A 25,444-nucleotide genomic window follows, 5' to 3' on the forward strand; every position below is an offset into this window, starting at 1 on the left:
TCCATGACCTTTTTTCGTCAAATTAGAGCGGCAGGACTGACGGCCCTGCTCCTCGCTGCCGCCCTGCCAGCGCGTGCCGATATCGATCTTGGCGCCATGGATCTGCTCACCAGCGACAGCCCAACCAGTCCGGTGCCACAAGGCTTTGTCGCCGGTGCGGCGCTCATCGGGGGGCAGGCCCGTTATGAAGCGCAGGACAACGCCCTCTACGCCATCCCGGGCTTTATCTACTTCGGCGACGACTTTATGTTTCTGGGAGATCGGGCCCGCTACTACTTCCACAAGGATGAGAACGTGGCCCTCTACGGCTATGGCCGGGTCCGTTTTGGCAATCTGGATCCCGAGGACTCTCCGGCCTTTACTGGCATGGAGCAGCGAAAATGGCAGCTGGAAGGCGGGATCGGTGGCAACATCATCACCCCCTACGCCCTGCTGACCGTGCGGGCCAACAGCGATGTCACCGGCCGCAGCAAGGGGCAGGAACTGCTGCTGTGGGCCGATTTCCCCATCCTGCGTGACAACCTGCTGATCATGCCGGGGATGGGGCTGATGCTGCGCAGCGACAAGATGGCCAACTACTACTTCGGCGGCATCTCCGAGAGCGAGGCAACCGCCCAGCGGCCTGCTTGGGATACCGGTACCACCCTCTCCCCGATGACGGCCCTCATCACCAGTTACCGCTTCAGCCCCAACTGGATTGGCATGTTTGCCATGAACTACGAATGGTATGATCGGGACATCAAAAACAGCCCCATCGTCCAGCACGACGGCGAGCTCTATGCGGGTTTGGCGCTGGGCTATATCTGGTAACAGTTATGAGTCTTGAACCGTGAGACACGACCCAACAAAAGGGAGCCCTCGGCTCCCTTTTTCACGACCATCAGGCTGGTAGTACAGCCTGCTCAGGCGTCCAATTCAGGCTTACAGCGCCGCCAGAAACTCGGTCAGCTGCTGATTGACGAAGGCCGGATTTTCCAGCGACGAGATGTGGCCAGCCATCGGGATCTCCCTGAACGGGCAACCCAGCACCTCGGCCATCAGATAGCCCTCCAGCACCGGACGGGCCTTGTCCTCGCAGCCGGTCATCACCAGTGCGGGAGTGGTGATCTCCTCCAGCCACTCGATGCGATCTTCGCGGGTCACAAAGCTACGGCCCACCGCCACCATGGCGGCAATCTTCTCGTTTGGCCAAGCGGCGAGACGCGCCTTGAAACCACTCATCAGCGCCTCATCAGGCTGGCTGGCAAAGAAGATAGGCGCCACCTGTTCGATGATGGGCGCCGGCACGGTGCCGAGCTGCTCGATGATCGCCAGCATGCCGAGGTAGCGCTCGCAGGTGATCTGCGGTTCCAGGCCGACAAAACTGTCCATCAGCACCAGACCCTTAAGGCGGTTTGGCACCATGCGCGCCAGCTCCACACCCCACATGCCGCCGATGGAGAGGCCCACCAGTACGAACTCGTCAACCCCGAGGGCATCGAGCAGCGCCAGGTGATCCCGCGCCAGCGTCGCCAGGGTGCAGCCACCTTCGGGGAGCAGGTCGGAATCACCGTGGCCCCACAGCTCGGGAACGATGCAGCGATAGCTGCCCTTGAGCGCCTCGATTTGCGGCGCCCACATGGCGCTATCCCACAGATAGCTGTGACCAAACAGCAGTACCGGCCCTTGCCCTTCATCCAGATAGGCCATCCGGCGGCCCGCTATCTCCATAAAATGCTTCATGTTATCTCCTGTTGCCAGCGATGGGCGGGCAGTGTATCACGTCCCCCTTGGCAGGTGACGCCTCCCTGGTGCAAGCTGGCAGTGACTCAAAGAAGTCACCCATGAAAGGATGCCAAAAGGAGAAGCCCATGGCGAAGGAGAAGAGCAAGAAGCGGCCACGTCTGGACAAGAAGTGCTACGAGCACCACCTTGCCCATCTGCAGGAGGAGCTGGTCAAGCTGCAGGAGTGGGTCAAGCAGGAGGGGCTGAAGGTGGTGGTGCTGTTCGAAGGACGGGACGCCGCCGGTAAAGGGGGCGTCATCAAGGCGATCACCGAACCGCTCAACCCCCGGGTCTGCCGGGTCACGGCGCTGCCCGCCCCCTCCGATCGGGAGCGCTCCCAGTGGTACTTTCAGCGTTATGTGGCCCACCTGCCCGCCGCTGGCGAAATGGTGCTGTTTGACCGCTCCTGGTACAACCGGGCCGGAGTCGAGCGGGTGATGGGATTTTGCAGCGACGCCGAGTATCGCGAGTTTCTGCGCGCCTGCCCCGAGTTTGAGCGGATGCTGATCCGCTCCGGCATCACCCTGATCAAATACTGGTTCTCGGTCAGTGACGAGGAGCAGGAGAAGCGCTTTAAAGAGCGGATCAACACCCCCATCAAGCGCTGGAAGTTCAGCCCGATGGATTTGCAGTCCCGGTCACGCTGGGTGGAATACTCCCGCGCCAAGGATGACATGTTCACCTACACCGACACCGAGGATTGTCCCTGGTTCGTGGTGGAGGCAGATGACAAACGCCGTGCCCGCCTCAACTGCATTGCACATCTGCTGAGCAAGGTACCCTACGAGGCGATCCACTACGAGCCTATCAAGCTCCCCCCCATCAAGACCGAAGGGTATGAGCGCCCGCCGCTGGCCAGCCAGACCTTTGTGCCCGATATTACCGCCGAACTCGAGGCTTGAACCGGGTTACCTTGCCTATCTGCATGTTCAAATCGCAGGCAATAAAAAGCCGGTCTGACGACCGGCAAAAAGGCATTGATTATTAAGAAAGGAAAAACCAGCACAACAAAAAATCAGGTACGGATATATTTGGCGGTACGGGGGAACGCCTGCTCCTTGGCATCGAACAGGTAGCAGGCTTCGGCCGGGATACCCACGCTGTAGGTCTGACCGGTCGCCACATCCACATCCGAGGTGGCCTTGACGGTAAAGTCGTGACCATCCACATCCATATAAACGAAGGACTCGGCACCCAGGTGCTCGGCCACCTGCACGATCCCGCTCACCTTGCTGTGCGCATGGGGGTGATCCAGCGGCATCAGGTGCTCGGGGCGAATGCCCAGCTCCACCTTGTCACCCACAGCGCCACTGCGGGCATCGACCCGGGCACGCACGGTATCGCCAGAGGTCAACTTGACCAGGCACTCCTGCTCGCCAATCTCCAGCAACTCGCCCGCCAGGAAGTTCATCTTGGGAGAGCCGATAAAGCCCGCCACGAACTTGTTGTCCGGGTTGTGGTAGAGATCCAGCGGTGAACCGAACTGTTCCAGGTTGGTGGCAGCTTCGGCCTTGAGCGGGCTCAGCACCACAATCTTGTCGGCCAGGGTCATCGCTTCCACCTGATCGTGGGTCACGTAGATGATGGTGGAGTTAAGCTCCTTGTGCAGCTTGGCGATCTCGATCCGCATCTTGACCCGCAGCGCGGCATCCAGGTTGGAGAGCGGCTCGTCAAACAGGAACACCTGCGGCTGCTGCACGATGGAGCGACCGATGGCGACACGCTGACGCTGACCACCGGAGAGCGCCTTGGGCTTTCTGTCCAGCAGCGGCTCAAGACCCAGGATCTCGGCGGCGCGCATCACCCGCTTGTGGATGTTCTCCTTGTCCATCTTCTTGAGCTTCAGACCAAAGGCCATGTTCTCGTAGATGTTCATGTGCGGATAAAGGGCGTAGGACTGGAACACCATGCCGACGTTGCGCTCTACCGGCGGCACGTCGTTCATGTAGCGACCGCCGATGGTCAGCTCACCGCTGGTGATGTCTTCCAGACCCGCGATCATCCGCAGCAGGGTGGATTTACCGCAGCCGGACGGGCCGACGAAGACGATGAATTCGCCCTCCTTGATGGAGAGGTTGATGTTGCGCAGGGTGTCCTTGTGAACAGCCGGATCGTAATTTTTGCGAACGTTGTTGAGTACTACTTCAGCCATGACGAGCTCCGCTCTTGAATCTTTGCAAATCGTGATAGCGGGGGGAGTCAGCTCCCCCGGCCATAAACTTAACCTTTCACACCACCAGCAGTCAGACCGCCAACCAACCAGCGCTGTGCCAACAGGAAGACCACTGTGATGGGGAAACCGGAGAGCACTGCGGCCGCCGCGAAATCACCCCACAGATAGTTCTGCGGATAGAGGTACTGCTGGGCCCCGACCGCCAGGGTCAGATTGTTCACATCCTGCAGCAGGATGGAGGCCATGGGCACCTCGGTAATGGAACCGATAAAGGCCAGAATAAACACTACCGCCAGGATGGGCACCGACAGGGGCAACAGGATCAGACGGAATGCCTGCCACGGGGTCGCACCGTCGATGGCCGCCGCCTCCTCCAGGGAGGAGTCGATGGTCTCGAAGTAGCCCTTGATGGTCCAGACGTGCAGGGCAATCCCCCCCATGTACGCCAGGATCAGGCCACCGTGGGTGTTGAGACCCAGCCAGGGAATATAGTCACCAATCTTGTTAAAGAGCGCGTAGATGGCTACCAGCGCCAACACCGCCGGGAACATCTGGAAAATCAGCATGCCCTGCAGGATGGTGGACTTGCCACGAAAACGCAGGCGGGCAAAGGCGTAAGCACAAGTGGTGGAGAGCGTCACGATCATCAGGGCAGTGATGCCGGCGATCTTGATGGAGTTCCACAACCAGGTCAGCACCGGGAACGGCGGCGGCGTGATGCTGCCGTCGGCGTTGGTGATGGACATGCCCAGCGCCAGCTTCCAGTGATCCAGCGTCGGATTGGAGGGGATGATCTCCCCTACCGCGAAGTTACCGTTACGGAACGAGATGGCGATAACCATGATCAACGGGAAGATGATCAACGCCAGGAAGCCCCACATGACCAGGTGGGTTGCCCACACCCGGTATTTGACTGATTTGGGTTGTACGATTGCCATGTTGAAGCCTCCTTACAGCTGCTTGTCGGCTTTGGACAATTTCAGGTTGAGCAGCGCCAGCGCACCCACGATGAGGAAGATAGCTGTGGCGATGGCACTGGCCAGACCGTAGTCCTGACCACCCGATCCCTGGAACGCAATCCGGTAGGTATAACTCACCAGCAGGTCGGTGGTACCGGCCGGGGTGCTGGCGCCGATGATGTCGGGCGCACCGTTGGTCAACAACTGGATAAGCACGAAGTTGTTGAAGTTGAACGCGAACGAGGCAATCAACAGCGGTGTCAGCGGCTTCATCAAGAGCGGCACGGTGATCTTGAAGAAGTTCTGTACCGGACCGGCACCGTCCATGGCGGACGCTTCATAGAGATCTTCCGGAATGGCTTTGAGCAGGCCCATGCAGAGGATCATCATGTAGGGGTAGCCGAGCCAGGTGTTGACAATCAGGATCATCACCTTGGCCAGGAAGGGGTTGGTATACCAGTCCGGCTTGATGCCAAACGCCGCTTCCAGGAACATGTTGATCTCACCGAAGTTCTGGTTGAACAACCCCTTGAACACCAGGATGGAGATAAACGCCGGGATCGCATAGGGCAGGATCAACATGACCCGATAGAAACCGCGCCCCTTGAGCTCTTCCCACTGCACCAGACAGGCCAGCACCATGCCGATAGCCAGGGTGAAGGCGACAGAACAGGTTGAGAAGATCACGGTCCAGATGAAGATCTGCAGGAAGGGTGACTGGATGCCCGGATCGGTGACGATGCGCGCGAAGTTCTTCCAACCGACGCTCACCACAAAGCCCGGAGCAATCCCCTTGCCGACAAACTGACCCTGTTCGTCGATGTACTGATAGAAGCCGGTCTCACCATTGGGCAGCATCAGCTCGCCATTCTGGGTATCACGCAGCAAGTTGCTGTCTTTGATCACCACGCCGGATTCGAGCTTGATACCATCAACCAAGCGGATGTATTGCTGCTTCTGGGCGGCAAACTTGCGCAGGCTGCTCAGGGTCAGGTGGGTACCGCCATCCGGCAGTACCAGATCAAGGTCACTCAGGTGAGTACGATGCTCAACAATGGCGCGGATCGGTGCGGCCTTGCTGGCCGCTTCGCCAGTGAAGGGCTGCAGCTCGACCACTTGCTGGGTGTTCTGCACACGGCCCTCGCGGGACGCCAGCTCACGGGCCTTGTTGGTCATCAGGGAAACAGGTTGGCTGATAAAGGATTGATCATCCTGTGTCAGCAGCAGCTGGAACTGGCCGTTGTCGCCACCCAGCAGGGTAAAATCGAATTCACCGCCCGCCACCTTGTAGGTTTTCTTCAGGTGGTAGTCCCGCGCCTGCTCCACGGAGAGCAAGTTGGACCCCGAATAGTTGGTGAAGGCAATGCCAATGGTGTAGGCAAGAGGGAAGATGATAAACACAACCATGCCCGCAACACCCGGAAAGATGTAGCGATGGGCATAGGTCTTCTTGTTCATGAAGACATACAGACCGACGGAAACCACCACCAGATCCAGCAGCGCGAATACCCACTCGCCACTGGCGTACATCATCACGGCTGCGTAGCCGTTGAGGATGGCAACCAGGGCCGCAATGGTCCACTTAAGCCAGGTGTGCTTATCCTTCGGACCGGCATAGGACTCAACAGAAGGTACTACTTCCATGCCAATTAACCTTTATAACGCCAAGAGAGATTTGAGAGAGTGGGAGGCCATGACGGCCTCCCGGGTAGTGCGTGCTTACTGAACGATACGCTTGGCAGCGGTATCCAGAGCTTCGTCAACACCCTGACGACCGGAGGTCACGTTCTTGAGGGCAGTTTCGAAGGAAGACCAGAAACGGCTCATCTCGGGAACGGATGGCATCGGCTCGCCAGCCTGGGCGTTCAGCATGGTGGCCTTGATGTGCGGATCGGATTCCAGGGTCTTCTGGAAGGATTTCAGCGCAACGGCCCCCAGCGGCTTGTCGGCGTTAACCGGCGCCAGACCGGCATCGGTCAGCAGGTAGTTTTCCAGGAACTCGATAGCCAGATCCTTGTTCGGGCTGGCAGCGTTGATGGTGGCACCCAGTACGCCAACGAAGGCTTTGGCCGGCTTGCCGTTCAGGGTCGGCAGCGGCGCTACGCCGTACTTGATGCCGCTCTTGTCCAGGTTGCTCCAGGCCCAGGGACCGTTGATCATCATGGCCACTTCGCCCTTGTTGAACTTGGCGTCCATCACACCGTAGTCGATGCCTTTTTCCAGGTGACCGGACTTGATCATCTCGGAGATGTAGCCCACGCCCATCTTGGCACCTGCGTTGTTCACGCCGGTATCTTTGACGTCATAACCGGTAGCGGTTTTCTTGAAGGCGTAACCACCGTTGGCAGCCACCAGCGGATAGCTGAAGTACGGGGTGTCATAAGCCCACATGATGGCGCGCTTGCCGTTTTTCTTCAGAGTCTCGTCAATCTTGGCGATCTCTTCGAAGGTTTTCGGCGGCTCGGGCAGCAGGTCCTTGTTATAAATCAGGCTGACTGCTTCCATGGCAACCGGGTAGCCATAGGTTTTGCCATCAACAGTCATGGCATCCCATGCCAGCTGTTCAAATTTGCCTTTGGTGGCAGCGTTCGGCGTTACCGGAACCAGCAAACCGGCTTTGACCCACTCACCGTAACGGTCGTGAGCCCAGAAGAAGATGTCTGGGCCGTTGCCAGTGGCGGCGGCTTGCTGGAATTTCACTTCAACCTGATCCGGGTGAGCCACAGTAACCTTGATGCCGGTTTCTGCTTCAAACTTCTTACCCACTTCAGCCAGACCGTTGTATCCCTTGTCACCGTTGATCCAGATGGTCAGCTGGCCTTCATCGATGGCAGCAGTAGCAGAGCAAGCGACGCCAAGAGTGGCCAGACCGATCAGGGATGACAGCAATTTCTTTTTCATGAGCCTTTCCTTGTATTAGTTCCGCGCTGTAAGAGCATTGTGTGCGAGATGAATATTATCCCAAGCGGCAAACGGCTCACATGACGCAACTCGCATTTTTGAAATGCAATTACGTATTTCCTTCCAGAAAGTTTTGAAAACATTTTCTTATTTCAGGGAATTACGGCCAATTATCGGCTTAATTCCAGACAACCACAGAATAATAATTACCAAAATGAAATAAAATTTCATGAATGAAAGGGTTTTCATCTCAATGAAAACCCTTTCAGGTGGTTTATTTTGTTTGATTTGTTAACAAAGTACCGCGCCAGTTTCGAGGTCTGCCCGGGCGCAATAAAAAAAGAGACCCCGCCGTGGCGGAGTCTCTTTTTGCGAGAAATGACGAGTTGATCACACTCGGGAGCATGACTACGACTGGCGCAGCAGCTGATCCTTGAGATTGGGCGGCACACCCTTGATGGTCAGGGTGTCGGTCTGGGGGTCGTAAAAGATCCGGCTGTTCAACAACTTCTGCTCAAAGCTCAGAGTCAGACCGCCGCCGGAGCCAACAAACTTGGTCAAACCACGCAAGGTAGAGCGATCTGCCGGGAAGCGCTCTTCCAGCTCATACTCCTGACCGATAAAGCTGTAAAAATCGAGGTCACCGTCGCCAGGCAATTCTGCAGACAACTCCTTGATTTCGATCTCTTCACCGGCACTCGCCTGTTCGGTGCAATATTTGAAGACCTGCTTTTTATAGTCATTGCGCTCGGTCGGTTCGAGCTGACGACTGTCGCAATAATCTTCGACCGCCTGCAGCAAGCCTTTATTTTGTACCTTGGCATCCATGCCCTCGCGGGCGCCCAGCAGATCCATAAAGAAGTCGCCCAGTTTGCGACCAATGCGCCCCTTGCTGAAGGTGATATAACGGCGCGAATCAGGTTGGGTTTTCCATTCGGTCAAATCAATGCGGGCCACCAGATTGAGTTTGCCGATATCCAGATACTGGATATGGCGCAATTCCAGCGCTTCGCTGACGGTGACGCTCTCCTTGCCCTCCAGCAGGGCAATCAGCAGATAATCGACCCCGACGTAGTTATATTTGGCAAACAGCAGCACCCCTTGCTCATCGAGGGCGTGCTCCACCAGCTGCTTGACCAGCATCTGGGTCACGGTGACCGAGAAGGGAACGAATTCGGTCTGCTCGTCGAGCAGCTGTTCGAGGGCGATACGAAACGCGGGTGAAGGCTGCTTGGGAGCATCGATGCCGTCGGCCAGCTCGGCCACGGCGGCCTCGGGGTCAGCAAAGAAGCCAAAGCCCTTGCCACCCTTGCCGTTGTAGATCCGATGCAGTTCCGCCATCAGTCCCTGTACCGCCTCATCAGGGAGCAGGGTCTGGCTGCGGGTATCGGCGTGGGGTTGACCATCGCCGCCCTGGCGCAAGGAGTGAAGAATGATCTTGTCGATATCGAGACTCATGTCACAAAGCCATAGTGTTAGCCGAAAGGGTGAAGTATTATAAGGCGCTTTGAACCGAGATGAACTGAAGATTATGCCTATCGTATCAAAGTACAATAACGAGCAATTTGACGCCCTGATGAACGACCTGATCACCGCGCTGGAAAAGCATAAAGCGCCGGTAGATCTCAGCCTTATGGTGCTTGGCAATCTGACCACCAATATCATCAACGGTATGGCACCGGCCCAGCGCCAGGCCATCACTGAAAAGTTTGTCCAGGCCCTGACCGCATCGGTCGATAATCGCCACGACGCACACTGAGTCCCCGACTCTGTTGATTTGACGTTTCTCAACGCAGATGGATCACTATGGTCGAAACCGGTAACCCCTATCGTGATAATGTCTCTCGCCTGATCACCTGGGGGCATTGGTTCTCCTTCTTCAACATTATTCTGGCCATGCTCATCGCCACCCGTTATCTGGGTGCCATCAGCTGGCCATCGACCACGCTTGGCGTGATCTACCTCGTTGTAAGCTGGATTGGCCACTTTTCGTTTCTGAGTTTTGTCACCTACCTGTTGACGATCTTCCCGCTCAGCTTCGTGCTGCCCAAGGAGAAGTCGTTGCGGTTCATCTCGGCCATCATCGCCACCCTGGCGCTGGTGCTGCTGCTGATCGACACCCAGGTATTCCGGCTGTTCAAGTTCCACCTCAACAGTCAGGTATGGCAGTTGCTGCTGGATCAGGCGCAAACCGAAGAGGGCTCAATCTGGAGCATCATCTTCGTTGCCGTGCCCACCATCTTCCTGCTGCAACTGCTGCTGTCGGCCTATGTCTGGCGCAAGATCAACAAGCGCAAGCGCCGCCAGTACGGCAATCAGGTGGGGCTGGCCCTGCTGATCTGCTTTATTCTAACCCACGTGGTCAACAGCTGGGCGGATGCGACCCTCTATCAGCCGATCACCATGCAGAGAGCCAACTTCCCCCTCTCCTACCCCATGACGGCCCGCTCCTTCCTGGCCAAACATGGCTGGCTGGATCTGGATCAGTACGAGAAGCAGGCGGCCTCCCAGGGGGATAACAGCGACAGCCGGATGCACTATCCGCTGCGCCCGCTCAACGTCAACGCCCCCCTGACTCACAACAATCTGCTGATTGTGGTGGTCGATTCGCTGCGCTTTGACATGCTCAACAACATCAACATGCCCAATCTGCAGCGCTATGCGGATCAGCATCTGACGTTCCGCAATCACCTGAGTGGCGGCAACGACGACCTGATGGGCATGTTCAGCCTCTTCTACGGGTTGCCCGGTCACTACTACAAGGACATCAGCAGCGACAAGCGTCCGCCGGTGCTGTTCGATGAGATGCTGCGCCAGGATTACCAGTTCGGGCTGTTCGGCGCGATGGAAGATGCCCAGAAGTATCGCAAGAGCATCCTCGCCGGTCTGCGCAAACAGGTGTTTGTCTCAGAGCAGAGTGACGATGGCAAGCTGCTGACCGACTGGCAACAGTGGCTGGAGAAGCGCTCTCCCGAGCGTCCCTGGTTCTCGCTGGTCTATCTCTCGAGCCCAGGCGACTACCAGTTACCCGCCACCATGAAGGGGCCGTTCCAACCGGAGCTCGCCAACTTCAATCCGGCGACCGCCTATCGGGCGGAGAACCTGCAAAAACTCGAGAACCGCTACAAGAACTCGGTCTTCTATACCGACCAGTTGCTTGAACAGATGCTGACCAAATTGCAGTCGCAGGGGATGGACAGCAACACCATCGTCGTCATCACCTCCAACCACGGTCAGGAGTTCAACGACACCCGCAGCAACAGCTGGGGCGCAGGCAGCAACTACTCACCCTATCAGGTGCAGGTACCGCTGGTACTGGCCTGGCCGGGGCGCGGCAGTGACGTTCGGGAACAACCGAGCAGCCATTTCGATCTGGCGCCGACCCTGATGCAGGGGATGCTGGGCGTGCGCAATCCGGCGCGCGATTACAGCGTTGGCCGCTCGCTGTTTGATACCAGCCCGCGCAACTGGCTGCTGGCCGGGGATCAGAATGACTTCGCCATCTATGAAGGGGAGACCATCACCCACTTCAACAAGCAGGGTGACTTCGAACTGCTGGAGCGCAACAGCTATCGCCCGATCAAGCACGGCACCCCGGATATGGGCGCCATGATCCAGGTGATGAACGAGCTGAACCGCTTCTATCGCAACCAGTGAAGCGCCCGTTGATGGCTTGATACCATAAAAAACGCCCCGAATTCGGGGCGTTTTTCGTTGTATAGCCGGGCCACGTTCAAGACTGTTAGCCACCCCACCCTTGCGGGTACTTGTAGCCGACGAAACGCTTGGCTGCATAGGCTTTGAAAGCCGCCGAGTTGTAGGCCGCCGCCACATCTTTGGCAAACGGCTGATCCGCATCTGCGCTTTTCACCACCACCCAGTTGATAAAATCGTAGCTGCGCTCCAGAAACAGTCCTTCACTGAACGGGATTCCGCTGGAGGCGGCAAAATTACCGTTGATCACCGAGAAGTCCACATCCTCCCGCGAGCGGGGCAACTGCGCGGCTTCCAGCAGTACCAGCTTGAGATTGTGCGGATTGTTCACCACATCAAACTCGCTCGCCTTGAGCGGGTTTATCCCCTCCTTGAGAGTGAGCCAACCAAGATCCTGCAGCATCAACAGCGCCCGCGCCTGATTGGTGGGATCGTTGGGGATGGCCACCGTGCTCCCCTCTTTCACCTTGTCGAGTGCTGCCAGCTTGCCGGAATAGAGTCCCATCGGGCCGGTTGGCACCTGGGTAATGGGCGCCAGCGACAAGCCGCGATCTTTGGCAAAACTCTCCAGATAGGGTTTGTGCTGGAAGCAGTTCACATCCAGTGATCCGTCAGCCAGAGCAATATTGGGGGTCACATAGTCGGTGAACTCCACCAGCTTGACCTTATACCCCTTGGCCTCCAGCTGCGGCTTGATCGAGTCGGTCACCATGTCGGCAAAATCCCCCACCGTGGTACCAATCACAATCTCCTGTTTGGTCGGCAAGGGCGCATCGGCGGCAACCGCGGAAAAAGAGAGGCTCCCGACCGCCATCGCGGCAATAAAGGTGCTGGCGCCAGCAGTGGCGCGCAAGGAAGCAGTCAAAGGAGAAGATAAGAAGGAACGAAACGGCATAGGGACTCCCTGTCAGGTACGCATCAAGCTATGGGACTGCGGCAGGGCCGCCCTCAGAAGTAACGCCCTTCACACCGCAGCAATCTAGCCATCTGAACGGCTATTTCAGTTACCATAACAGAGCCATCCACCGCCTCCAAGCAATAAACCACTGACCCACCCCCACCTCATCACTCTTGCAGGCTCACCCGAACGCATACCAGCACTCACATTGGCACACACCACCATGCCGTTTATTTCCAAGAGCGCACGAGCTCCCCTCGGGATTACACCGAATCGAGATGGCTGCGGCGAAGGAGAGTCGCGAGAGGAGTGAATTACAGATAAAAAGATCAGTAGTGAGCGGTGAGAACCATTCTCAATAAAACACATAACCAGCGTCATTGGAATACCTATCATAAACCAGATCGGATTTCTTTGAACCTCATAGCGTTTTTTGAAAATGGCTCTTTTTGAACCCCTACCACCCGTGTATAGATTTCCGTCGCACTCAGGATGGTGCGATCCAAGATGGAGTTAAAAAAATAATGAAGCAAACATCGTTAGCACTGGCGATCACAGCACTGCTGTCGGCCCTGCCCAGTGCGCTCGTTCAGGCAAATGAAGGTTGTGCGCCGCTCACCGGCAAGGAGAGCGGCATGGATATCGGACGCAGCAGCACCGAGCGCTGCCTGCCAGGTACCAATCCCCTGCAGGATCAGCAGTGGTATCTGCTCAACAGCGGGCAGGATGGATTCAGCGCCCGTGGCGGCATAGCGGGCAATGATCTCAACCTCTGGTGGGCTCATCGCACCGGCGTGCTGGGCCAGGGAGTCAATGTGGCCGTGGTGGATGATGGTCTGGCTATCGCCCACCCGGATCTGGCGGAGAACGTGCGCCCGGGGTCGAAAAACGTGGTAACCGGCAGCGATGACCCGACACCGACCGATCCGGATTCGGCCCACGGCACCTCGGTCTCCGGCATTATTGCGGCGGTAGACAACGCCATCGGTACCAAGGGGATTGCCCCGCGAGCCCAGCTGCAGGGGTTCAACCTGCTGGATGACAACAGCCAGCAGTTGCAGAAGGATTGGCTCTACGCCCTTGGCGACAGCGATGCCAGCCGCGACAACCGGGTGTTCAACCAGAGCTACGGCATGAGTGTGGTGGATCCCCGCTCAGCCAACTCTCTGGATCAATCCCAGCTTGATCGTCTGTTTGAGCAGCAGACCCTCAAGGCGCAGGGCGCGGCCTATATCAAGGCCGCCGGCAACGGCTTCAACAAGATAGCGGCAGGCGGCTATGTGCTTAACCGCACCGGCAATGGCCCCAAATTGCCGTTTGAAAACAGCAACCTCGATCCCTCCAACAGCAACTTCTGGAACCTGGTGGTGAGCGCGCTCAACGCCGATGGCGTCAGATCCTCCTACTCCAGCGTCGGCAGCAACATCTTCCTGAGCGCGACCGGCGGCGAGTACGGTACCGACGCTCCGGCGATGGTGACCACGGATCTGCCCGGCTGCGACATGGGTTACAACCGCACCGACGATCCCAGCACCAACCGGCTGCACGGCAACCCGCAACTGGATGCCAGCTGCGACTACAACGGCGTGATGAACGGCACCTCCTCCGCCACCCCCAGCACCTCCGGCGCCATGGCGCTGCTGATGTCCGCCTACCCGGATCTGTCGGTGCGGGACCTGCGGGATCTGCTGGCGCGCAGCGCAACCCGGGTCGATGCCACACAGAAGCCTGTGATGGTCAGCTACACCAGCAGCACCGGCAAGGTGCGTGATGTGAAAGGGCTGGAAGGGTGGGAGCGCAATGCCGCTGGCATGTGGTTCAGCCCGACTTACGGTTTTGGTCTGATTGACGTCAACAAGGCCCTTGAGCTGGCAGCCAATCACCAGCCCCTGCCCCCGCTGGTGCAACTGCCATGGCAGAAGATCAATGTCACTGGCAGTGCCGCCGCCATTGCGGATGTGGGCAACAGCCCGACCCGTTCCACCACCCGCATCGCGACACCATTGACGGTGGAAGCGGTTCAGGTGATGGTGAGTCTGGATCATCAGCGTCTGCCCGATCTGCTGATCGAATTGGTCTCCCCCGCCGGCACCCGCAGCATCCTGCTGAGCCCCTTCAACAGCCTGGTCGGCCAATCTCTCGACCAGCAGCAGCTGGGCTTTGTACGAACCAAGGGATTGCGTGACATGCGGATGCTATCCAACAAGTTCTACGGCGAATCGGCGGAAGGCACATGGCGACTGGAAGTAACCGATGTTGCCAACGGTACCCGTCAGGTCTCTCTGCTCAATCGCGAGACCCGTGAGCGTACCACCCTGACCGAGCGCAACAATCGCCAACCGGGCAAGCTGATCTCATGGTCCCTGCGGGTCCTGGGTCACGATGCCAACCGCAGCTAACACGCTAGGAGTATTACCATGAACAAACCTGTTACCTTGCTTCTGGCAACCCTGCTGGCCCCCCTCTCGGGACAGCTCTGCGCCCAGGAGTCCGTCACCATGGATGGCAAGCAGTACAGCACCATAGAGGTGAACGGCCAGACCTACCTCATTCCCGACAACAGCAGCAAGAGGCGGGTCGCCCGCAGCCTTGACAGCAAGGTCCCGCAACAGACCCTGCGCCGCGGTGACGTGTTGATGCAAGGGGCCGCCAGCCCCGAGCTGACTGTAAGCGGCACCCTGCTGGTGGAAGCTGACGATGCCAGCGCCAAGGCGCTGGCGACTCGCCACGGCCTGAACTTCAAACAGAGCAGCGGTGGTATCGCCCTGCTGGAGGCCAAACCGGGCACCGATCTCAATGCCATCGCCACCAAGCTCAAGAGCGAAGGGGTGAATGTGCAGATCGAGCTGTCGGGGGCCGAACAGCAGCCGAAATAGGTCGCGACAGACAAATAACAAAGGGGGCCATCATGGCCCCCTTTCTGCTGCTCATTTTGACAGTGACTTACTTGGCGCCATGCTGCTCCGCCAGATAGAGCCAGGTATCGACCACGGTATCGGGGTTGAGCGACACCGAATCGATCCCCTGCTCCACCAGCCAGGCGGCAAAGTCCGGATGATCAGATGGGCCCTGACCGCAGATCCCCACGTACTTACCCGCCTTGCGCGCAGCCTGGATCGCCATCGCCAGCAGCGCCTTGACCGCCTCGTTACGCTCGTCGAACAGATGGGCGATTAGCCCGGAATCCCGATCCAGCCCAAGGGTGAGCTGGGTCATGTCGTTGGAACCGATGGAGAAGCCGTCCACGTGCTCCAAAAACTTGTCTGCCAAGAGGGAGTTGCTCGGGATCTCGCACATCATGATCACCTTGAGCCCCCGCTCGCCGCGGCGCAGACCGTTCTCGGCCAGGATGTCGATCACCTGCTCCGCCTCGCCCACGGTGCGCACGAAGGGGATCATCACCTCGACGTTGGTCAGCCCCATCACATCGCGCACCCGCTTGATCGCCTCGCACTCAAGGGCAAAGCAGGGGCGGAAGCTGTCGGCGATGTAGCGGGATGCGCCACGAAAACCGATCATCGGGTTCTCCTCGTGGGGCTCGTAGCCACGACCGCCCACCAGATTGGCGTACTCGTTGGACTTGAAGTCCGACATCCGCACGATCACCCGCTCCGGCCAGAAGGCGGCCCCCAGAGTGGCGATCCCCTCGGTCAGCTTGGCCACATAGAACTCCCGCGGGCTGTAGTAACCGGCGATCATCTTGCCGATGGTGGCCTTGAGCTCTGGGGTTTGCTGGTCAAACTCCAGCAGCGCCTTGGGGTGCACGCCGATCATCCGGTTGATGATGAATTCAAGGCGTGCCAGTCCTACCCCGGCATTGGGCAACTGGGCAAAGTCGAAAGCGCGGTCCGGGTTGCCGACGTTCATCATGATCTTGATGGGCAGGCGCGGCATATTGCCCACCTCGGTCACCGCCACGTCGAAGTCCAGCTCGCCGTCATAGATAAAACCGGTATCCCCTTCCGCGCAGGAGACGGTGATCCGCTGGCCCGGCTGAATATGATCGGTAGCGTTGCCACAGCCCACCACTGCCGGAATGCCCAGCTCGCGGGCGATAATGGCGGCGTGACAGGTGCGCCCCCCCCGGTTGGTGACGATGGCGGAGGCCCGCTTCATGATGGGCTCCCAGTCCGGGTCGGTCATGTCGGTCACCAGCACATCGCCGGGCTGCACTTCGTCCATCTGGCTGATGGAAGAGATGACCCGCGCCGGGCCCGCGCCAATCTTGTGGCCGATGGCTCGTCCCTCGATCAGCACCTTGCCCGCTTGCTTGAGGGCAAAACGCTCGAGGGTGTTGGCCTCCTGACGGCTGCGCACGGTTTCCGGGCGGGCCTGCACGATGTAGAGTTGGCCATCCTGACCATCCTTGGCCCACTCGATGTCCATCGGGCGGCCATAGTGCTGCTCGATGATGAGGGCCTGTTTCGCCAGCGCCATCACCTCCTCATCAGTGATGCAGAAGCGGCTGCGCTCGGCCTCATCGGTGTCGACAATCTTCACCTGGCGGCCGTGGCCGGCATCGTCCGAATAGGTCATCTTGATAAGCTTGGAGCCGAGGGTCTTGCGCACCACCGCCGGGCGCCCCCCCTTGAGGGTCGGCTTGTGCACATAGAACTCGTCCGGGTTGACCGCGCCCTGCACCACCATCTCGCCAAGACCATGGGCGCCGGTGATAAAGACCACGTCGTTGAAACCGGACTCGGTATCCAGGGTAAACATCACGCCGGAGGCGGCGAGATCGGAACGCACCATCCGCTGCACCCCGGCCGAGAGAGCAACGCCCTTGTGGTCATAGCCCTGATGCACCCGATAGGAGATGGCGCGATCGTTGAACAGGGAAGCAAACACATGCTTGACCGCCGTCATGACGGCATCGATGCCACGTACGTTGAGGAAGGTCTCCTGCTGACCGGCAAAGGAGGCGTCCGGCATATCCTCGGCGGTGGCGGAGGAGCGCACCGCAAACGAGGCCTCGACACCGGCACTCAACTTCTCATAGGCAACCCGGATAGCCTGCTCCAGCTCGGGCTGGAACGGGGCTTCGATCACCCAGTCGCGGATCTGCTGACCGGCCCGGTTGAGGGCGGCGATATCGTCCACGTCGAGATTGTCGAGCAGATGGTGGATCTTGCCGTTGAGGCCGCTTGACTCCAGAAACTCGTTAAACGCAAAGGCGGTGGTGGCAAAGCCCCCCGGCACGGATACGCCGGCGCCAGAGAGGTTGCTGATCATCTCGCCAAGGGATGCGTTCTTGCCGCCAACTCGTTCTACGTCCTGCATTCCGAGTTGTTCGTACCAGAGCACGTACTGTTGCACTTGGATGTCTCCAGGTTGGTGGGCACCGATGCCATAGCACCTCGTGCGCCCGATTTAATCGATGAGGTTATGGGTAAGTCAGGTGCGTTATTGTCTGTTTCTTCTGTTGCCAACGACCATGAAAACGTTTTCCAGTGGTTTTCAAAAAAATCCCCGAGCAAGCGTTGGGGATGGTCGAATGACCGGAACATTCTACAATGGCGACACAAAAAGATAACGATTCAGGTTTGCAAGCCACTTCACAACTTGGGCACAGCAGACCGGTTGACAAAACTGGTATGGTTTCGGGAGATACTTCTCACCCCTTACCCCATGCGACCCCACCCGCGGTATCACAGGAGCCCTACGTGCACACCGTATTTTATGTTTCAGACGGCACCGCCATCACCGCCGAAGTGTTCGGCCACGCGGTACTGAGCCAGTTTCCGCTGGCCTTCGAGCAGATCACTATCCCCTTTGTGGAGACACTGGAGAAAGCCCGTCAGGTACGAATGCGGATCGACGAGCAGTTCCGTCAGACCGGGGTACGCCCCATTCTGTTTCACACCATCGTCGACCCGCTGGTACGGGAAGAGGTGCTGAAATCGGAGGCGTGCGGCCACGACTTTCTCAATACCTTCGTCAGCCCGCTGGAGCAGGAGCTGGGGGTAAAAGCCGAGCCGCGCCTCCACCGCACCCACGGTATGGAGAACCGCAAGCTCTATGACGATCGCATCGAGGCGGTCAACTTCGCACTGGCCAACGACGATGGCATCACCACCAGGGAGTACGATGAGGCGGACATCATCCTGATCGGGGTCTCCCGCTGCGGTAAGACCCCCACCAGCCTCTATCTGGCGCTGCAGTTCGGCATTCGCGCCGCCAACTACCCCTTTATCGAGCAGGACATGGGGATGCTGGAGCTGCCCGCCCCCCTCAAGGCCAACCGTCACAAGCTGTTTGGCCTCACCATAGCGCCGCAGCGGCTGCACGAGATCCGTAACCAGCGCCGTGCCAACAGCCGCTACTCCTCCATCGAACAGTGCGAGCAGGAGCTGGCCTGCGTGGAGCGGCTGTTTCGCCAGGAGGCGATCCGCTTCCTCGATACCAGCTCCCACTCGGTGGAGGAGATCAGCGCCAAGGTCCTTGAGGCAACCGGTCTGCGCCGCCAGCTCTGTTAAGCCAGCTTGACAGCTATCGGCATCAACAAAAGATAAAAATTACAGTGTCGCGGCGAAAGTCAGCTGTGGCGAACTGCAATTCACATAGATGACAGTGAAAAGCGTGGATAAAAAAGGGATAAGCACCACAAATGCTTATCCCTCTTCTTGTCGACCTTAGCGTTGTGCCCTTGTCACCTGCAGCCAGTTAGCCGCTATTCGATTCCGTTCTGCTGCGCTCGGCAAACAGCCAGCGTTAACTAACGATTGAGCTCCGGGTTGTTCATCAACCGGGCATAGAAGGCCAGCAAACCGTGGCGCAGGCGAACCCGCTCCGCCAGCCAGCCGCCAACGAGCGCCCCCGTTACCCCACCCGCCAGCAACAGCGACTGCCAGTAGTGCAGCAACTCCTGATCACCGAGTAACAGCCAACCCAGCAACATAATCGCGGCCACCAGCAACAACAGCGGACTGGCGGCAATCCCTAACCAGAGCGCCACCTGTACACCCCGGGCAACCCCCTGTTGCAGCACGCTTTCGCACTTTCTGTACTCCAACTCCCTGCACTCTTCCCTGTACTCTCGCTTGTTTGGCATCATTTGCATCCATTTGTGGCTTGGCACCACAAAAGCACACCAACAAGACAAAATGTCAATCAAACAGAATTCGACTGCACAAACATTAACCAAAAACTACCAAGAAGCCTCTTCAGATCATGAAAAAGCTGCCTTTGGTACAAAACACGGCCATTAGAGATGGAAAACAGGTGCATTCATGGCGGATTATCACTATTCTGCTTCGGTTGCCAGCCAACACTAAAAATTGCAAATGGCATGATGTAACGAAATAAATACAGCTTTCGTCAGGTTTTGGCTACGCACTGCGGCCTGCTCAGGATGAGCCCAACACCGACCAGAGACAACAGAGACGTAAGGACAGACCCATGGATTTGAAACAAGACGGTGAGGAGCTGAAGCGCGGCCTTAAAAACCGCCACATTCAGTTGATTGCTTTGGGCGGCGCCATCGGCACCGGCCTCTTTCTGGGCATTGCCCAAACCATCAAGATGGCAGGTCCCTCGGTCCTGCTGGGGTATGCCATCGGCGGCTTTATCGCCTTCCTGATCATGCGCCAGCTCGGTGAAATGGTGGTGGAAGAGCCGGTAGCCGGTTCATTCAGCCACTTTGCCTACAAATACTGGGGCGAGTTTGCCGGTTTTGCGTCCGGCTGGAACTACTGGGTGCTCTACGTGCTGGTGAGCATGGCCGAGCTGACCGCGGTGGGCATCTATGTCCAGTACTGGTGGCCCGAGATCCCGACCTGGATGTCGGCAGCCTTCTTCTTCGTGCTGATCAACGCCATCAACCTCTCCAACGTCAAAGCGTTTGGCGAGATGGAGTTCTGGTTCGCCATCATCAAGGTGGTCGCCATCATCGGCATGATTGGCTTTGGCGGCTATCTGCTCATCTCCGGTGCCGGCGGCCCCGAGGCGAGCGTGACCAACCTGTGGGCCCAGGGCGGCTTCTTCCCCAACGGAATCAGCGGTCTGGTGATGGCGATGGCGGTGATCATGTTCTCCTTTGGCGGTCTGGAGCTGGTGGGCATTACCGCCGCCGAAGCGGACAACCCCGAGAAGAGCATTCCCAAGGCCACCAATCAGGTGATCTACCGCATCCTCATCTTCTACATCGGCGCCCTAGCTATCCTGATGTCCCTCTATCCCTGGGGTAAAGTGGTGGAAGGCGGCAGCCCGTTCGTGATGATTTTCCACGCTCTGGACAGCAATCTGGTCGCCACCGTACTCAACATCGTGGTACTGACGGCGGCACTGTCGGTCTACAACAGCTGCGTCTACTGCAACAGCCGGATGCTGTTCGGTCTGGCCAAACAGGGCAACGGCCCGAAAGCCCTGCTCAAGACGAACAAGAGCGGCGTGCCACTGGTTGCCCTCTCGGTCTCGGCCATCGCCACCCTGCTCTGCGTGCTGATCAACTACCTGATGCCGGGCAAGGCGTTCGGCCTGCTGATGGCGCTGGTGGTCTCCGCACTGGTGATCAACTGGGCGATGATCAGCCTCGCGCACCTCAAGTTCCGCAAGGCCAAGGTCGCAGAGGGTGTCCAGCCCAAGTTCAAGGCGTTCTGGTACCCCTTCGGCAACTATCTCTGCCTCGCGTTCATGGCCGGTATTCTGGTGATCATGTATATGACCCCCGATTTCCGCATCTCGGTCGAACTGATCCCCGCCTGGCTGGTGGTACTGGGCATTGGCTTTGTCATCAAGCGCAAGGGACAAGCTCAAAGCAAGGTTGCAGCCAATCTGGGTTAATACCCGCAGCTGAGAAAAACAATGCAAAACGCCGATCGGATGATCGGCGTTTTTTTATTGCGCGCAGCACTACTAGCAGCCATAGCCCTCAGGAAGGCAGCTCTTGCCTTTGATCTTGCCGATGCTCCGGGCTGTTGACGCAACACTCATCGCGGAAAAAGGCGATGATCTCCTCCAGCACCGCGTATTGAGAGACGCAAAGCAGGGTGCGACTCTCCCGGTTTTGCTTCACCAGCCCCACCGAGACCAGCGCCGCGATATGGTGGCTGAGGGTGGAAGCGGGGATCGCCAGCTGCTTTTGCAGCTCACCCACCGGCAGCCCCTGCTCTCCCGCCTTGACCAGATGCTTGAAGATAAACAGCCGGGTCGGATGACCCAGCTCTTTCAATGCCTTGGCGACCTCTTCCAGTTGCATCTCTGCGCCCTCCACGAATTTGATATTTCGATAATACCAGAAATATCTTGACCGACCATTCATTTCGATTATTTTGGAAATATAGAAACCAAGTGAGGATACGACAATGAATGAGTGGTTAACCATGCTGACCGATGCAGCCCAGATGTTCCTGTTTCTGGCTGTCGAGCTGTCGGTGCTGTTTCTGGTCATTAGCGCCGGGGTCAGCCTGATCCGCCAGAAGATCCCCGACGAGAAGATCCAGCGGATGCTGGGGGCGCGCCATGGCAAGGGCTATCTGCTCTCGGCCCTGCTCGGTGCCGTCACCCCCTTTTGCAGCTGCTCCACCATCCCCATGCTGAGAGGGCTGCTCTCGGCCAAGGCTGGCTTTGGCCCCACCCTCACCTTCCTGTTTATTTCGCCACTGCTGAACCCCATCATCGTCGGCTTGATGTGGGCCACCTTCGGCTGGAAAGTGACCCTGCTCTACGCCGTGATCGCCGCTAGCGTCTCCGTCATGGCGAGCATGCTGCTCGACAGATTGGGATTCGAGCGCCATGTCATCGACCCCAAAGAGGCCACCCCCTCTTGCGGTAGCGGCTGTGGCCTGACGACCCGCGCCACCACTCAAGCACATTGCAGTGACAACCAACGCAGTGCCATTCGCGCAATCAAACCCCTCAACGGGGCAGCGTGCTGCCCGGCTCAGCAACCAGAGATGGCAGAGCAGGCCACCCTCTCCTGCTGCGGCGATGGCACGGCAACCCTGACCAGAGCGCCACAGCTCCCCACCGCCTGGGTCAAAGCTCGCATCGATGCCTGGCAGCAGTTCAAAGCGGTATTGCCCTTCCTGCTGCTGGGGGTGCTCATCGGCTCGTTTATTTACGGCTTTATTCCGGCCGAGTGGATCGCCGCCCATGCTGACGCCGACAACCCGCTGGCCATTCCATTCAGCACCATCGTCGGGATCCCGCTCTACATCCGCGCCGAGGCCGTGATCCCGCTGGCGTCGGTACTGCTGGGCAAAGGGATGGGAATGGGCGCCGTCATGGCGCTGATCATCGGCAGTGCAGGTGCCAGCCTGACCGAGGTGATCCTGCTCAAATCGATGTTCAGAACCCCGATGATTGCGGCCTTCCTTACCGTGATCCTCGGCATGGCGATCCTGATGGGCTACCTGACGCAACTGCTGTTTTAAGTCGCCCATCTTTAAACAGACAGAGTTTTAAGCCAGCAGAGTGTGAAACCATCCGGCACCTCATAGACAAAACGCCGATCAACTGATCGGCGTTTTCTCTATTCCGTACGGCAATCTGCAACCGGCGTTACAGATATTGCCCGACGATGGGGAGCAGATCCTCGACGTCACGGGCGATATGGTCGGGTTGGTGTTCCCAGCGCTCCGGGGTCGCGCGGCTATAGGCGACAGCCACCGATATCACACGGCTCTGCTCGCCAAGCGCCGCTTGCAAATGACGGGCAAACTGCACATCCGCTTCATGGTCACCGATATAGATCAGCGACTGGCACCTAGCTGGGCCGAAGATAGACTCCAGACATTTGAGGCCACCGTAAGGATGGGGTTTTTGCTGCTGTCCGGGCACGTCATCATAGCCGACCACAGCCTTGAAGAGGCTGTTCACGCCATGCTGCTCCAGTACCCGGCGAATGTTCTTTTGGGAGTTCTGCGAACAAATTCCGTGGGGAATGGCAGAGAAATGGTCAATCACCGCCTCCAGCCCCGCAAAAAAACGCACCTCGGTCCGGTTCATCTCCTGATGCTTGGCCCACAGACTGCCAGCCAGCACCATCTCGTCCCGCGACAAACCGTAGTAATCCATATAGAGCGCCTGCCAGTTTTTGGCGGCGTGATTGGCATGGTGATACTCCGCTTCGCTGCGCAGATAGCGCGGCAGATACTCTCCGGTCAGATGGGGGGCGACCTCAGCCAGGATCTGCTTGGTGATATCGATATTCTTCGGCACCGAATTGACCAGAGTACCGTCATAATCCCATAAAATCGCATCCAACTTCATTGCGTTACCTGTCTCGCTGCACAGCCATAAGTCACGCCATGTTACTTGGCTTGCCTCCCCTCGCCAAACCGCGCTGTAAAAATGTGAGACCCATCCCGTCCCCACGCAGTAGCACAAGAGTTAATGTGCAACAACACAATAAATGAACATCCTCTGCCATACTCAGACGAAGTATTCCGTTACGCCGAAACCGGAGTCTGATCATGGTAACCAGCTCGCTTCACACCACAGATACCGAGGTTGAATTTGCCGACGATATCCAGTTGGTATCGACGACCGATCTCAAAGGGGACATCACCTACGCCAATCCGGCGTTTTGTCAGGTGGCAGGCTATCGCCTGGAAGAGATGTTGGGGCAGCATCACAATCTGGTGCGCCACCCCGACATGCCCAAGGCAGCGTTTGCCGATCTCTGGGCCCACCTGCAGGCGGGTAAACCATGGCGAGGGATGGTAAAAAACCGCTGCAAAGATGGTCGCTATTATTGGGTTGATGCCTATGTCACCCCGATTTATGAAGATGGCAAGATGGTGGGTTACCAATCCGTCCGCTGCCGCCCCGCCGCAGAGCACAAAGCGCGTGCCAGCCAGATGTACAAAACCCTTAAAGCCCGTGAAACCGGCTCTGCCATTCACATGGGCCTGCGTCAACTCACGCCGGCCATGATGACCATCCCCCTGCTGCTCGTCAGCGTGATCAGCGCGCTCTGGCTGATCTCACCGCTGCAGGCGCTCTGGGTAATCATACCCCTCTTGGCAACAATCTGGTTCAATCGCCACCCTCTCTTCCTAACGCCGCGATTCTTGCAGCAGCTCGAGCAGGATTACGACAGCATCAGCCGCCTTATCTTCTCGGGGGATGCCCCCCACAGCATCGCCGATTTCCATATCAAACTCGGGCAAGCGAAGATCCGTACCGTACTCGGCCGGGTGGATGACACCACGGCTTCGCTCAATGCCATGGCCAATGACCTGCGCGGCTCCGCCTCGCTGGCCAGCCAGGATATCTCTTCGCAAGACACGCAGATCCAGCAGATTGCCACCGCCGTCACCCAGATGGCCTCGGCCGCCGAGGAGATCAACCGCAATATTCAAGACAGCAACAGCCAGATCGAAGAAGCCCGCAGCCACTGCATCACCACCAGCACCCAGCTTTCGGAAGCAGGAGAAGAGATGTCGGCGCTGGCCACCCAGGCGGAGCAAGCCTTCCAGTCAGCCGTTGAGCTGGCGAGCGAATCCGAGCGGATCGGCACCATCATGAGCGAAATTCGCGGCATTGCAGATCAAACCAACCTGCTGGCGCTTAATGCCTCCATCGAAGCCGCACGGGCAGGCGATCAGGGGCGCGGCTTTGCAGTGGTGGCGGACGAGGTTCGCAGCCTGTCGACCAGAACCCACAAGGCGACAGAGCAGATCCAGAACAGCATTGGCCATATCCAGCAAACCCTGGGGGGATGGAAAGAGATGATGCATCTCAATGTGACCAGAACCAACGCCTGCCTCGCCACTACCCGGGCAAGTACCGGCAACCTGAATCAGGTTGTGGTCGAGATAGACAAGGTCTCTGATTTTTCCAACCAGATCACCGCCGCGGCCACCGAGCAACAAGCGGTCATCGAGGAGATCAGTCGCAATATCAACCAGATATCCTCGCTCTCTCACGATAACAGTCTCAAAATCGATCAAGTGAGTGAAACCAGTGCCAACTTGCAGAGCAAAGCGAGCCAGCTCAAGGACTTAAGCCGGACGTTCGGATAGCAGCATGCAGATAAAGTCCATGTAAACGAAGGGCCACCCGTCTGGGTGGCCCTGTTGTTTATACGGC

The 25,444-nt window shown here is 58.1% G+C and carries 21 protein-coding genes; 10 read left to right on the forward strand and 11 right to left on the reverse strand.

The genetic code is table 11. The features are described from left to right. Positions 1–3: 3 nt before the first annotated feature. Complete coding sequence (locus OKC31_RS00655; protein ID WP_128835939.1) at positions 4–810, forward strand: MipA/OmpV family protein; 807 nt, start codon at positions 4–6, stop codon at positions 808–810. Between the two features lie 111 nt (positions 811–921). On the opposite strand, the gene OKC31_RS00660 is transcribed toward OKC31_RS00655, so the two are convergent. Further along, positions 922–1,722, reverse strand: coding sequence for an alpha/beta fold hydrolase (locus OKC31_RS00660; protein WP_128835941.1), 801 nt, complete (start codon positions 1,720–1,722; stop codon positions 922–924). Positions 1,723–1,850: 128 nt separating this feature from the next. Between OKC31_RS00660 and ppk2 the strand changes: the two genes are divergently transcribed. Next, complete coding sequence (gene ppk2 / locus OKC31_RS00665) at positions 1,851–2,666, forward strand: polyphosphate kinase 2 (protein ID WP_005361444.1); 816 nt, start codon at positions 1,851–1,853, stop codon at positions 2,664–2,666. 113 nt (positions 2,667–2,779) lie between these two features. Here ppk2 and OKC31_RS00670 read toward each other — a convergent pair whose 3' ends face one another. The 5 genes from OKC31_RS00670 to yejK form a co-directional block, all read right to left on the reverse strand. Further along, positions 2,780–3,916 (reverse strand): ABC transporter ATP-binding protein, encoded by a 1,137-nt coding sequence (locus OKC31_RS00670; protein ID WP_005333867.1) that lies wholly within the window; start codon positions 3,914–3,916, stop codon positions 2,780–2,782. 68 nt (positions 3,917–3,984) lie between these two features. After that, positions 3,985–4,875 carry a maltose ABC transporter permease MalG gene (malG, locus tag OKC31_RS00675; RefSeq protein WP_005333868.1) on the reverse strand — a complete coding sequence of 297 codons (891 nt, stop codon included), beginning with the start codon at positions 4,873–4,875 and terminating at the stop codon, positions 3,985–3,987. 12 nt (positions 4,876–4,887) lie between these two features. Continuing rightward, positions 4,888–6,540: a maltose ABC transporter permease MalF gene (gene malF, locus OKC31_RS00680; RefSeq protein WP_042053124.1), complete on the reverse strand. Its 1,653-nt coding sequence runs from the start codon at positions 6,538–6,540 to the stop codon at positions 4,888–4,890. Between the two features lie 75 nt (positions 6,541–6,615). Then, a complete protein-coding gene (gene malE / locus OKC31_RS00685) occupies positions 6,616–7,797 on the reverse strand; it encodes a maltose/maltodextrin ABC transporter substrate-binding protein MalE (RefSeq protein WP_005333871.1) in 1,182 nt (393 codons plus the stop codon). Between the two features lie 408 nt (positions 7,798–8,205). Next, positions 8,206–9,255 (reverse strand): nucleoid-associated protein YejK, encoded by a 1,050-nt coding sequence (gene yejK / locus OKC31_RS00690; RefSeq protein ID WP_270655954.1) that lies wholly within the window; start codon positions 9,253–9,255, stop codon positions 8,206–8,208. 73 nt (positions 9,256–9,328) lie between these two features. On the opposite strand from yejK, the gene OKC31_RS00695 reads away from it, so the two are divergent. Beyond that, positions 9,329–9,556: a YejL family protein gene (locus tag OKC31_RS00695; protein WP_005333874.1), complete on the forward strand. Its 228-nt coding sequence runs from the start codon at positions 9,329–9,331 to the stop codon at positions 9,554–9,556. Positions 9,557–9,603: 47 nt separating this feature from the next. Continuing rightward, on the forward strand, positions 9,604–11,454 hold the full coding sequence (locus OKC31_RS00700; RefSeq protein ID WP_042053125.1) for a DUF3413 domain-containing protein: 1,851 nt from the start codon (positions 9,604–9,606) through the stop codon (positions 11,452–11,454). 85 nt (positions 11,455–11,539) lie between these two features. Here the strand turns inward: OKC31_RS00700 and OKC31_RS00705 are convergent, their stop codons facing one another. Next, a complete protein-coding gene (locus tag OKC31_RS00705; protein ID WP_058056192.1) occupies positions 11,540–12,325 on the reverse strand; it encodes a MetQ/NlpA family ABC transporter substrate-binding protein in 786 nt (261 codons plus the stop codon). A 608-nt stretch (positions 12,326–12,933) separates the two neighbouring features. Between OKC31_RS00705 and asp the strand changes: the two genes are divergently transcribed. Together asp and OKC31_RS00715 are read left to right on the forward strand one after the other, a co-directional pair. Then, positions 12,934–14,808 carry a serine protease Asp gene (gene asp / locus OKC31_RS00710; RefSeq protein WP_270655955.1) on the forward strand — a complete coding sequence of 625 codons (1,875 nt, stop codon included), beginning with the start codon at positions 12,934–12,936 and terminating at the stop codon, positions 14,806–14,808. Positions 14,809–14,826: 18 nt separating this feature from the next. Beyond that, entirely contained in the window at positions 14,827–15,285 is a 459-nt protein-coding gene (locus OKC31_RS00715) for a serine protease chaperone (protein ID WP_236367896.1), read from the forward strand. Between the two features lie 67 nt (positions 15,286–15,352). Here the strand turns inward: OKC31_RS00715 and ppsA are convergent, their stop codons facing one another. Next, entirely contained in the window at positions 15,353–17,725 is a 2,373-nt protein-coding gene (gene ppsA, locus OKC31_RS00720; RefSeq protein WP_270655957.1) for a phosphoenolpyruvate synthase, read from the reverse strand. Positions 17,726–18,072: 347 nt separating this feature from the next. On the opposite strand from ppsA, the gene ppsR reads away from it, so the two are divergent. Beyond that, positions 18,073–18,885, forward strand: a complete 813-nt coding sequence (ppsR, locus tag OKC31_RS00725; RefSeq protein WP_005333888.1) for a posphoenolpyruvate synthetase regulatory kinase/phosphorylase PpsR — start codon at positions 18,073–18,075, stop codon at positions 18,883–18,885. Between the two features lie 239 nt (positions 18,886–19,124). Here the strand turns inward: ppsR and OKC31_RS00730 are convergent, their stop codons facing one another. Then, a complete protein-coding gene (locus tag OKC31_RS00730; RefSeq protein WP_233267786.1) occupies positions 19,125–19,421 on the reverse strand; it encodes a hypothetical protein in 297 nt (98 codons plus the stop codon). Between the two features lie 386 nt (positions 19,422–19,807). Here OKC31_RS00730 and OKC31_RS00735 point away from each other — a divergent pair, with 386 nt between their 5' ends. Continuing rightward, complete coding sequence (locus tag OKC31_RS00735; RefSeq protein ID WP_005333893.1) at positions 19,808–21,190, forward strand: amino acid permease; 1,383 nt, start codon at positions 19,808–19,810, stop codon at positions 21,188–21,190. 88 nt (positions 21,191–21,278) lie between these two features. Here OKC31_RS00735 and OKC31_RS00740 read toward each other — a convergent pair whose 3' ends face one another. After that, positions 21,279–21,605, reverse strand: coding sequence for an ArsR/SmtB family transcription factor (locus tag OKC31_RS00740; RefSeq protein WP_005344826.1), 327 nt, complete (start codon positions 21,603–21,605; stop codon positions 21,279–21,281). Positions 21,606–21,711: 106 nt separating this feature from the next. Here OKC31_RS00740 and OKC31_RS00745 point away from each other — a divergent pair, with 106 nt between their 5' ends. Continuing rightward, positions 21,712–22,782 (forward strand): permease, encoded by a 1,071-nt coding sequence (locus OKC31_RS00745; RefSeq protein WP_270655958.1) that lies wholly within the window; start codon positions 21,712–21,714, stop codon positions 22,780–22,782. A gap of 127 nt (positions 22,783–22,909) precedes the next feature. Here OKC31_RS00745 and OKC31_RS00750 read toward each other — a convergent pair whose 3' ends face one another. Beyond that, positions 22,910–23,620 carry an HAD family hydrolase gene (locus tag OKC31_RS00750; RefSeq protein WP_270655959.1) on the reverse strand — a complete coding sequence of 237 codons (711 nt, stop codon included), beginning with the start codon at positions 23,618–23,620 and terminating at the stop codon, positions 22,910–22,912. A gap of 203 nt (positions 23,621–23,823) precedes the next feature. Here OKC31_RS00750 and OKC31_RS00755 point away from each other — a divergent pair, with 203 nt between their 5' ends. After that, positions 23,824–25,377, forward strand: coding sequence for a methyl-accepting chemotaxis protein (locus OKC31_RS00755; RefSeq protein ID WP_100645568.1), 1,554 nt, complete (start codon positions 23,824–23,826; stop codon positions 25,375–25,377). The last annotated feature ends 67 nt before the right edge of the window (positions 25,378–25,444 follow it).

Origin of the sequence: Aeromonas sp. Y293-4, from assembly GCF_027705905.1 — a bacterium.
GTDB classification, from domain to species: Bacteria; Pseudomonadota; Gammaproteobacteria; order Enterobacterales; family Aeromonadaceae; genus Aeromonas; species Aeromonas veronii.

What these genes read in the sequence shown, in the direction of transcription:
- OKC31_RS00655 (WP_128835939.1), top strand. Translation starts at nt 4, where the DNA reads ATGACCTTTTTTCGTCAAATTAGAGCGGCAGGACTGACGGCCCTGCTC.
- OKC31_RS00660 (WP_128835941.1), bottom strand. Translation starts at nt 1,722, where the DNA reads ATGAAGCATTTTATGGAGATAGCGGGCCGCCGGATGGCCTATCTGGAT.
- ppk2 (WP_005361444.1), top strand. Translation starts at nt 1,851, where the DNA reads ATGGCGAAGGAGAAGAGCAAGAAGCGGCCACGTCTGGACAAGAAGTGC.
- OKC31_RS00670 (WP_005333867.1), bottom strand. Translation starts at nt 3,916, where the DNA reads ATGGCTGAAGTAGTACTCAACAACGTTCGCAAAAATTACGATCCGGCT.
- malG (WP_005333868.1), bottom strand. Translation starts at nt 4,875, where the DNA reads ATGGCAATCGTACAACCCAAATCAGTCAAATACCGGGTGTGGGCAACC.
- malF (WP_042053124.1), bottom strand. Translation starts at nt 6,540, where the DNA reads ATGGAAGTAGTACCTTCTGTTGAGTCCTATGCCGGTCCGAAGGATAAG.
- malE (WP_005333871.1), bottom strand. Translation starts at nt 7,797, where the DNA reads ATGAAAAAGAAATTGCTGTCATCCCTGATCGGTCTGGCCACTCTTGGC.
- yejK (WP_270655954.1), bottom strand. Translation starts at nt 9,255, where the DNA reads ATGAGTCTCGATATCGACAAGATCATTCTTCACTCCTTGCGCCAGGGC.
- OKC31_RS00695 (WP_005333874.1), top strand. Translation starts at nt 9,329, where the DNA reads ATGCCTATCGTATCAAAGTACAATAACGAGCAATTTGACGCCCTGATG.
- OKC31_RS00700 (WP_042053125.1), top strand. Translation starts at nt 9,604, where the DNA reads ATGGTCGAAACCGGTAACCCCTATCGTGATAATGTCTCTCGCCTGATC.
- OKC31_RS00705 (WP_058056192.1), bottom strand. Translation starts at nt 12,325, where the DNA reads ATGGCGGTCGGGAGCCTCTCTTTTTCCGCGGTTGCCGCCGATGCGCCC.
- asp (WP_270655955.1), top strand. Translation starts at nt 12,934, where the DNA reads ATGAAGCAAACATCGTTAGCACTGGCGATCACAGCACTGCTGTCGGCC.
- OKC31_RS00715 (WP_236367896.1), top strand. Translation starts at nt 14,827, where the DNA reads ATGAACAAACCTGTTACCTTGCTTCTGGCAACCCTGCTGGCCCCCCTC.
- OKC31_RS00735 (WP_005333893.1), top strand. Translation starts at nt 19,808, where the DNA reads ATGGATTTGAAACAAGACGGTGAGGAGCTGAAGCGCGGCCTTAAAAAC.
- OKC31_RS00740 (WP_005344826.1), bottom strand. Translation starts at nt 21,605, where the DNA reads ATGCAACTGGAAGAGGTCGCCAAGGCATTGAAAGAGCTGGGTCATCCG.
- OKC31_RS00745 (WP_270655958.1), top strand. Translation starts at nt 21,712, where the DNA reads ATGAATGAGTGGTTAACCATGCTGACCGATGCAGCCCAGATGTTCCTG.
- OKC31_RS00750 (WP_270655959.1), bottom strand. Translation starts at nt 23,620, where the DNA reads ATGAAGTTGGATGCGATTTTATGGGATTATGACGGTACTCTGGTCAAT.
- OKC31_RS00755 (WP_100645568.1), top strand. Translation starts at nt 23,824, where the DNA reads ATGGTAACCAGCTCGCTTCACACCACAGATACCGAGGTTGAATTTGCC.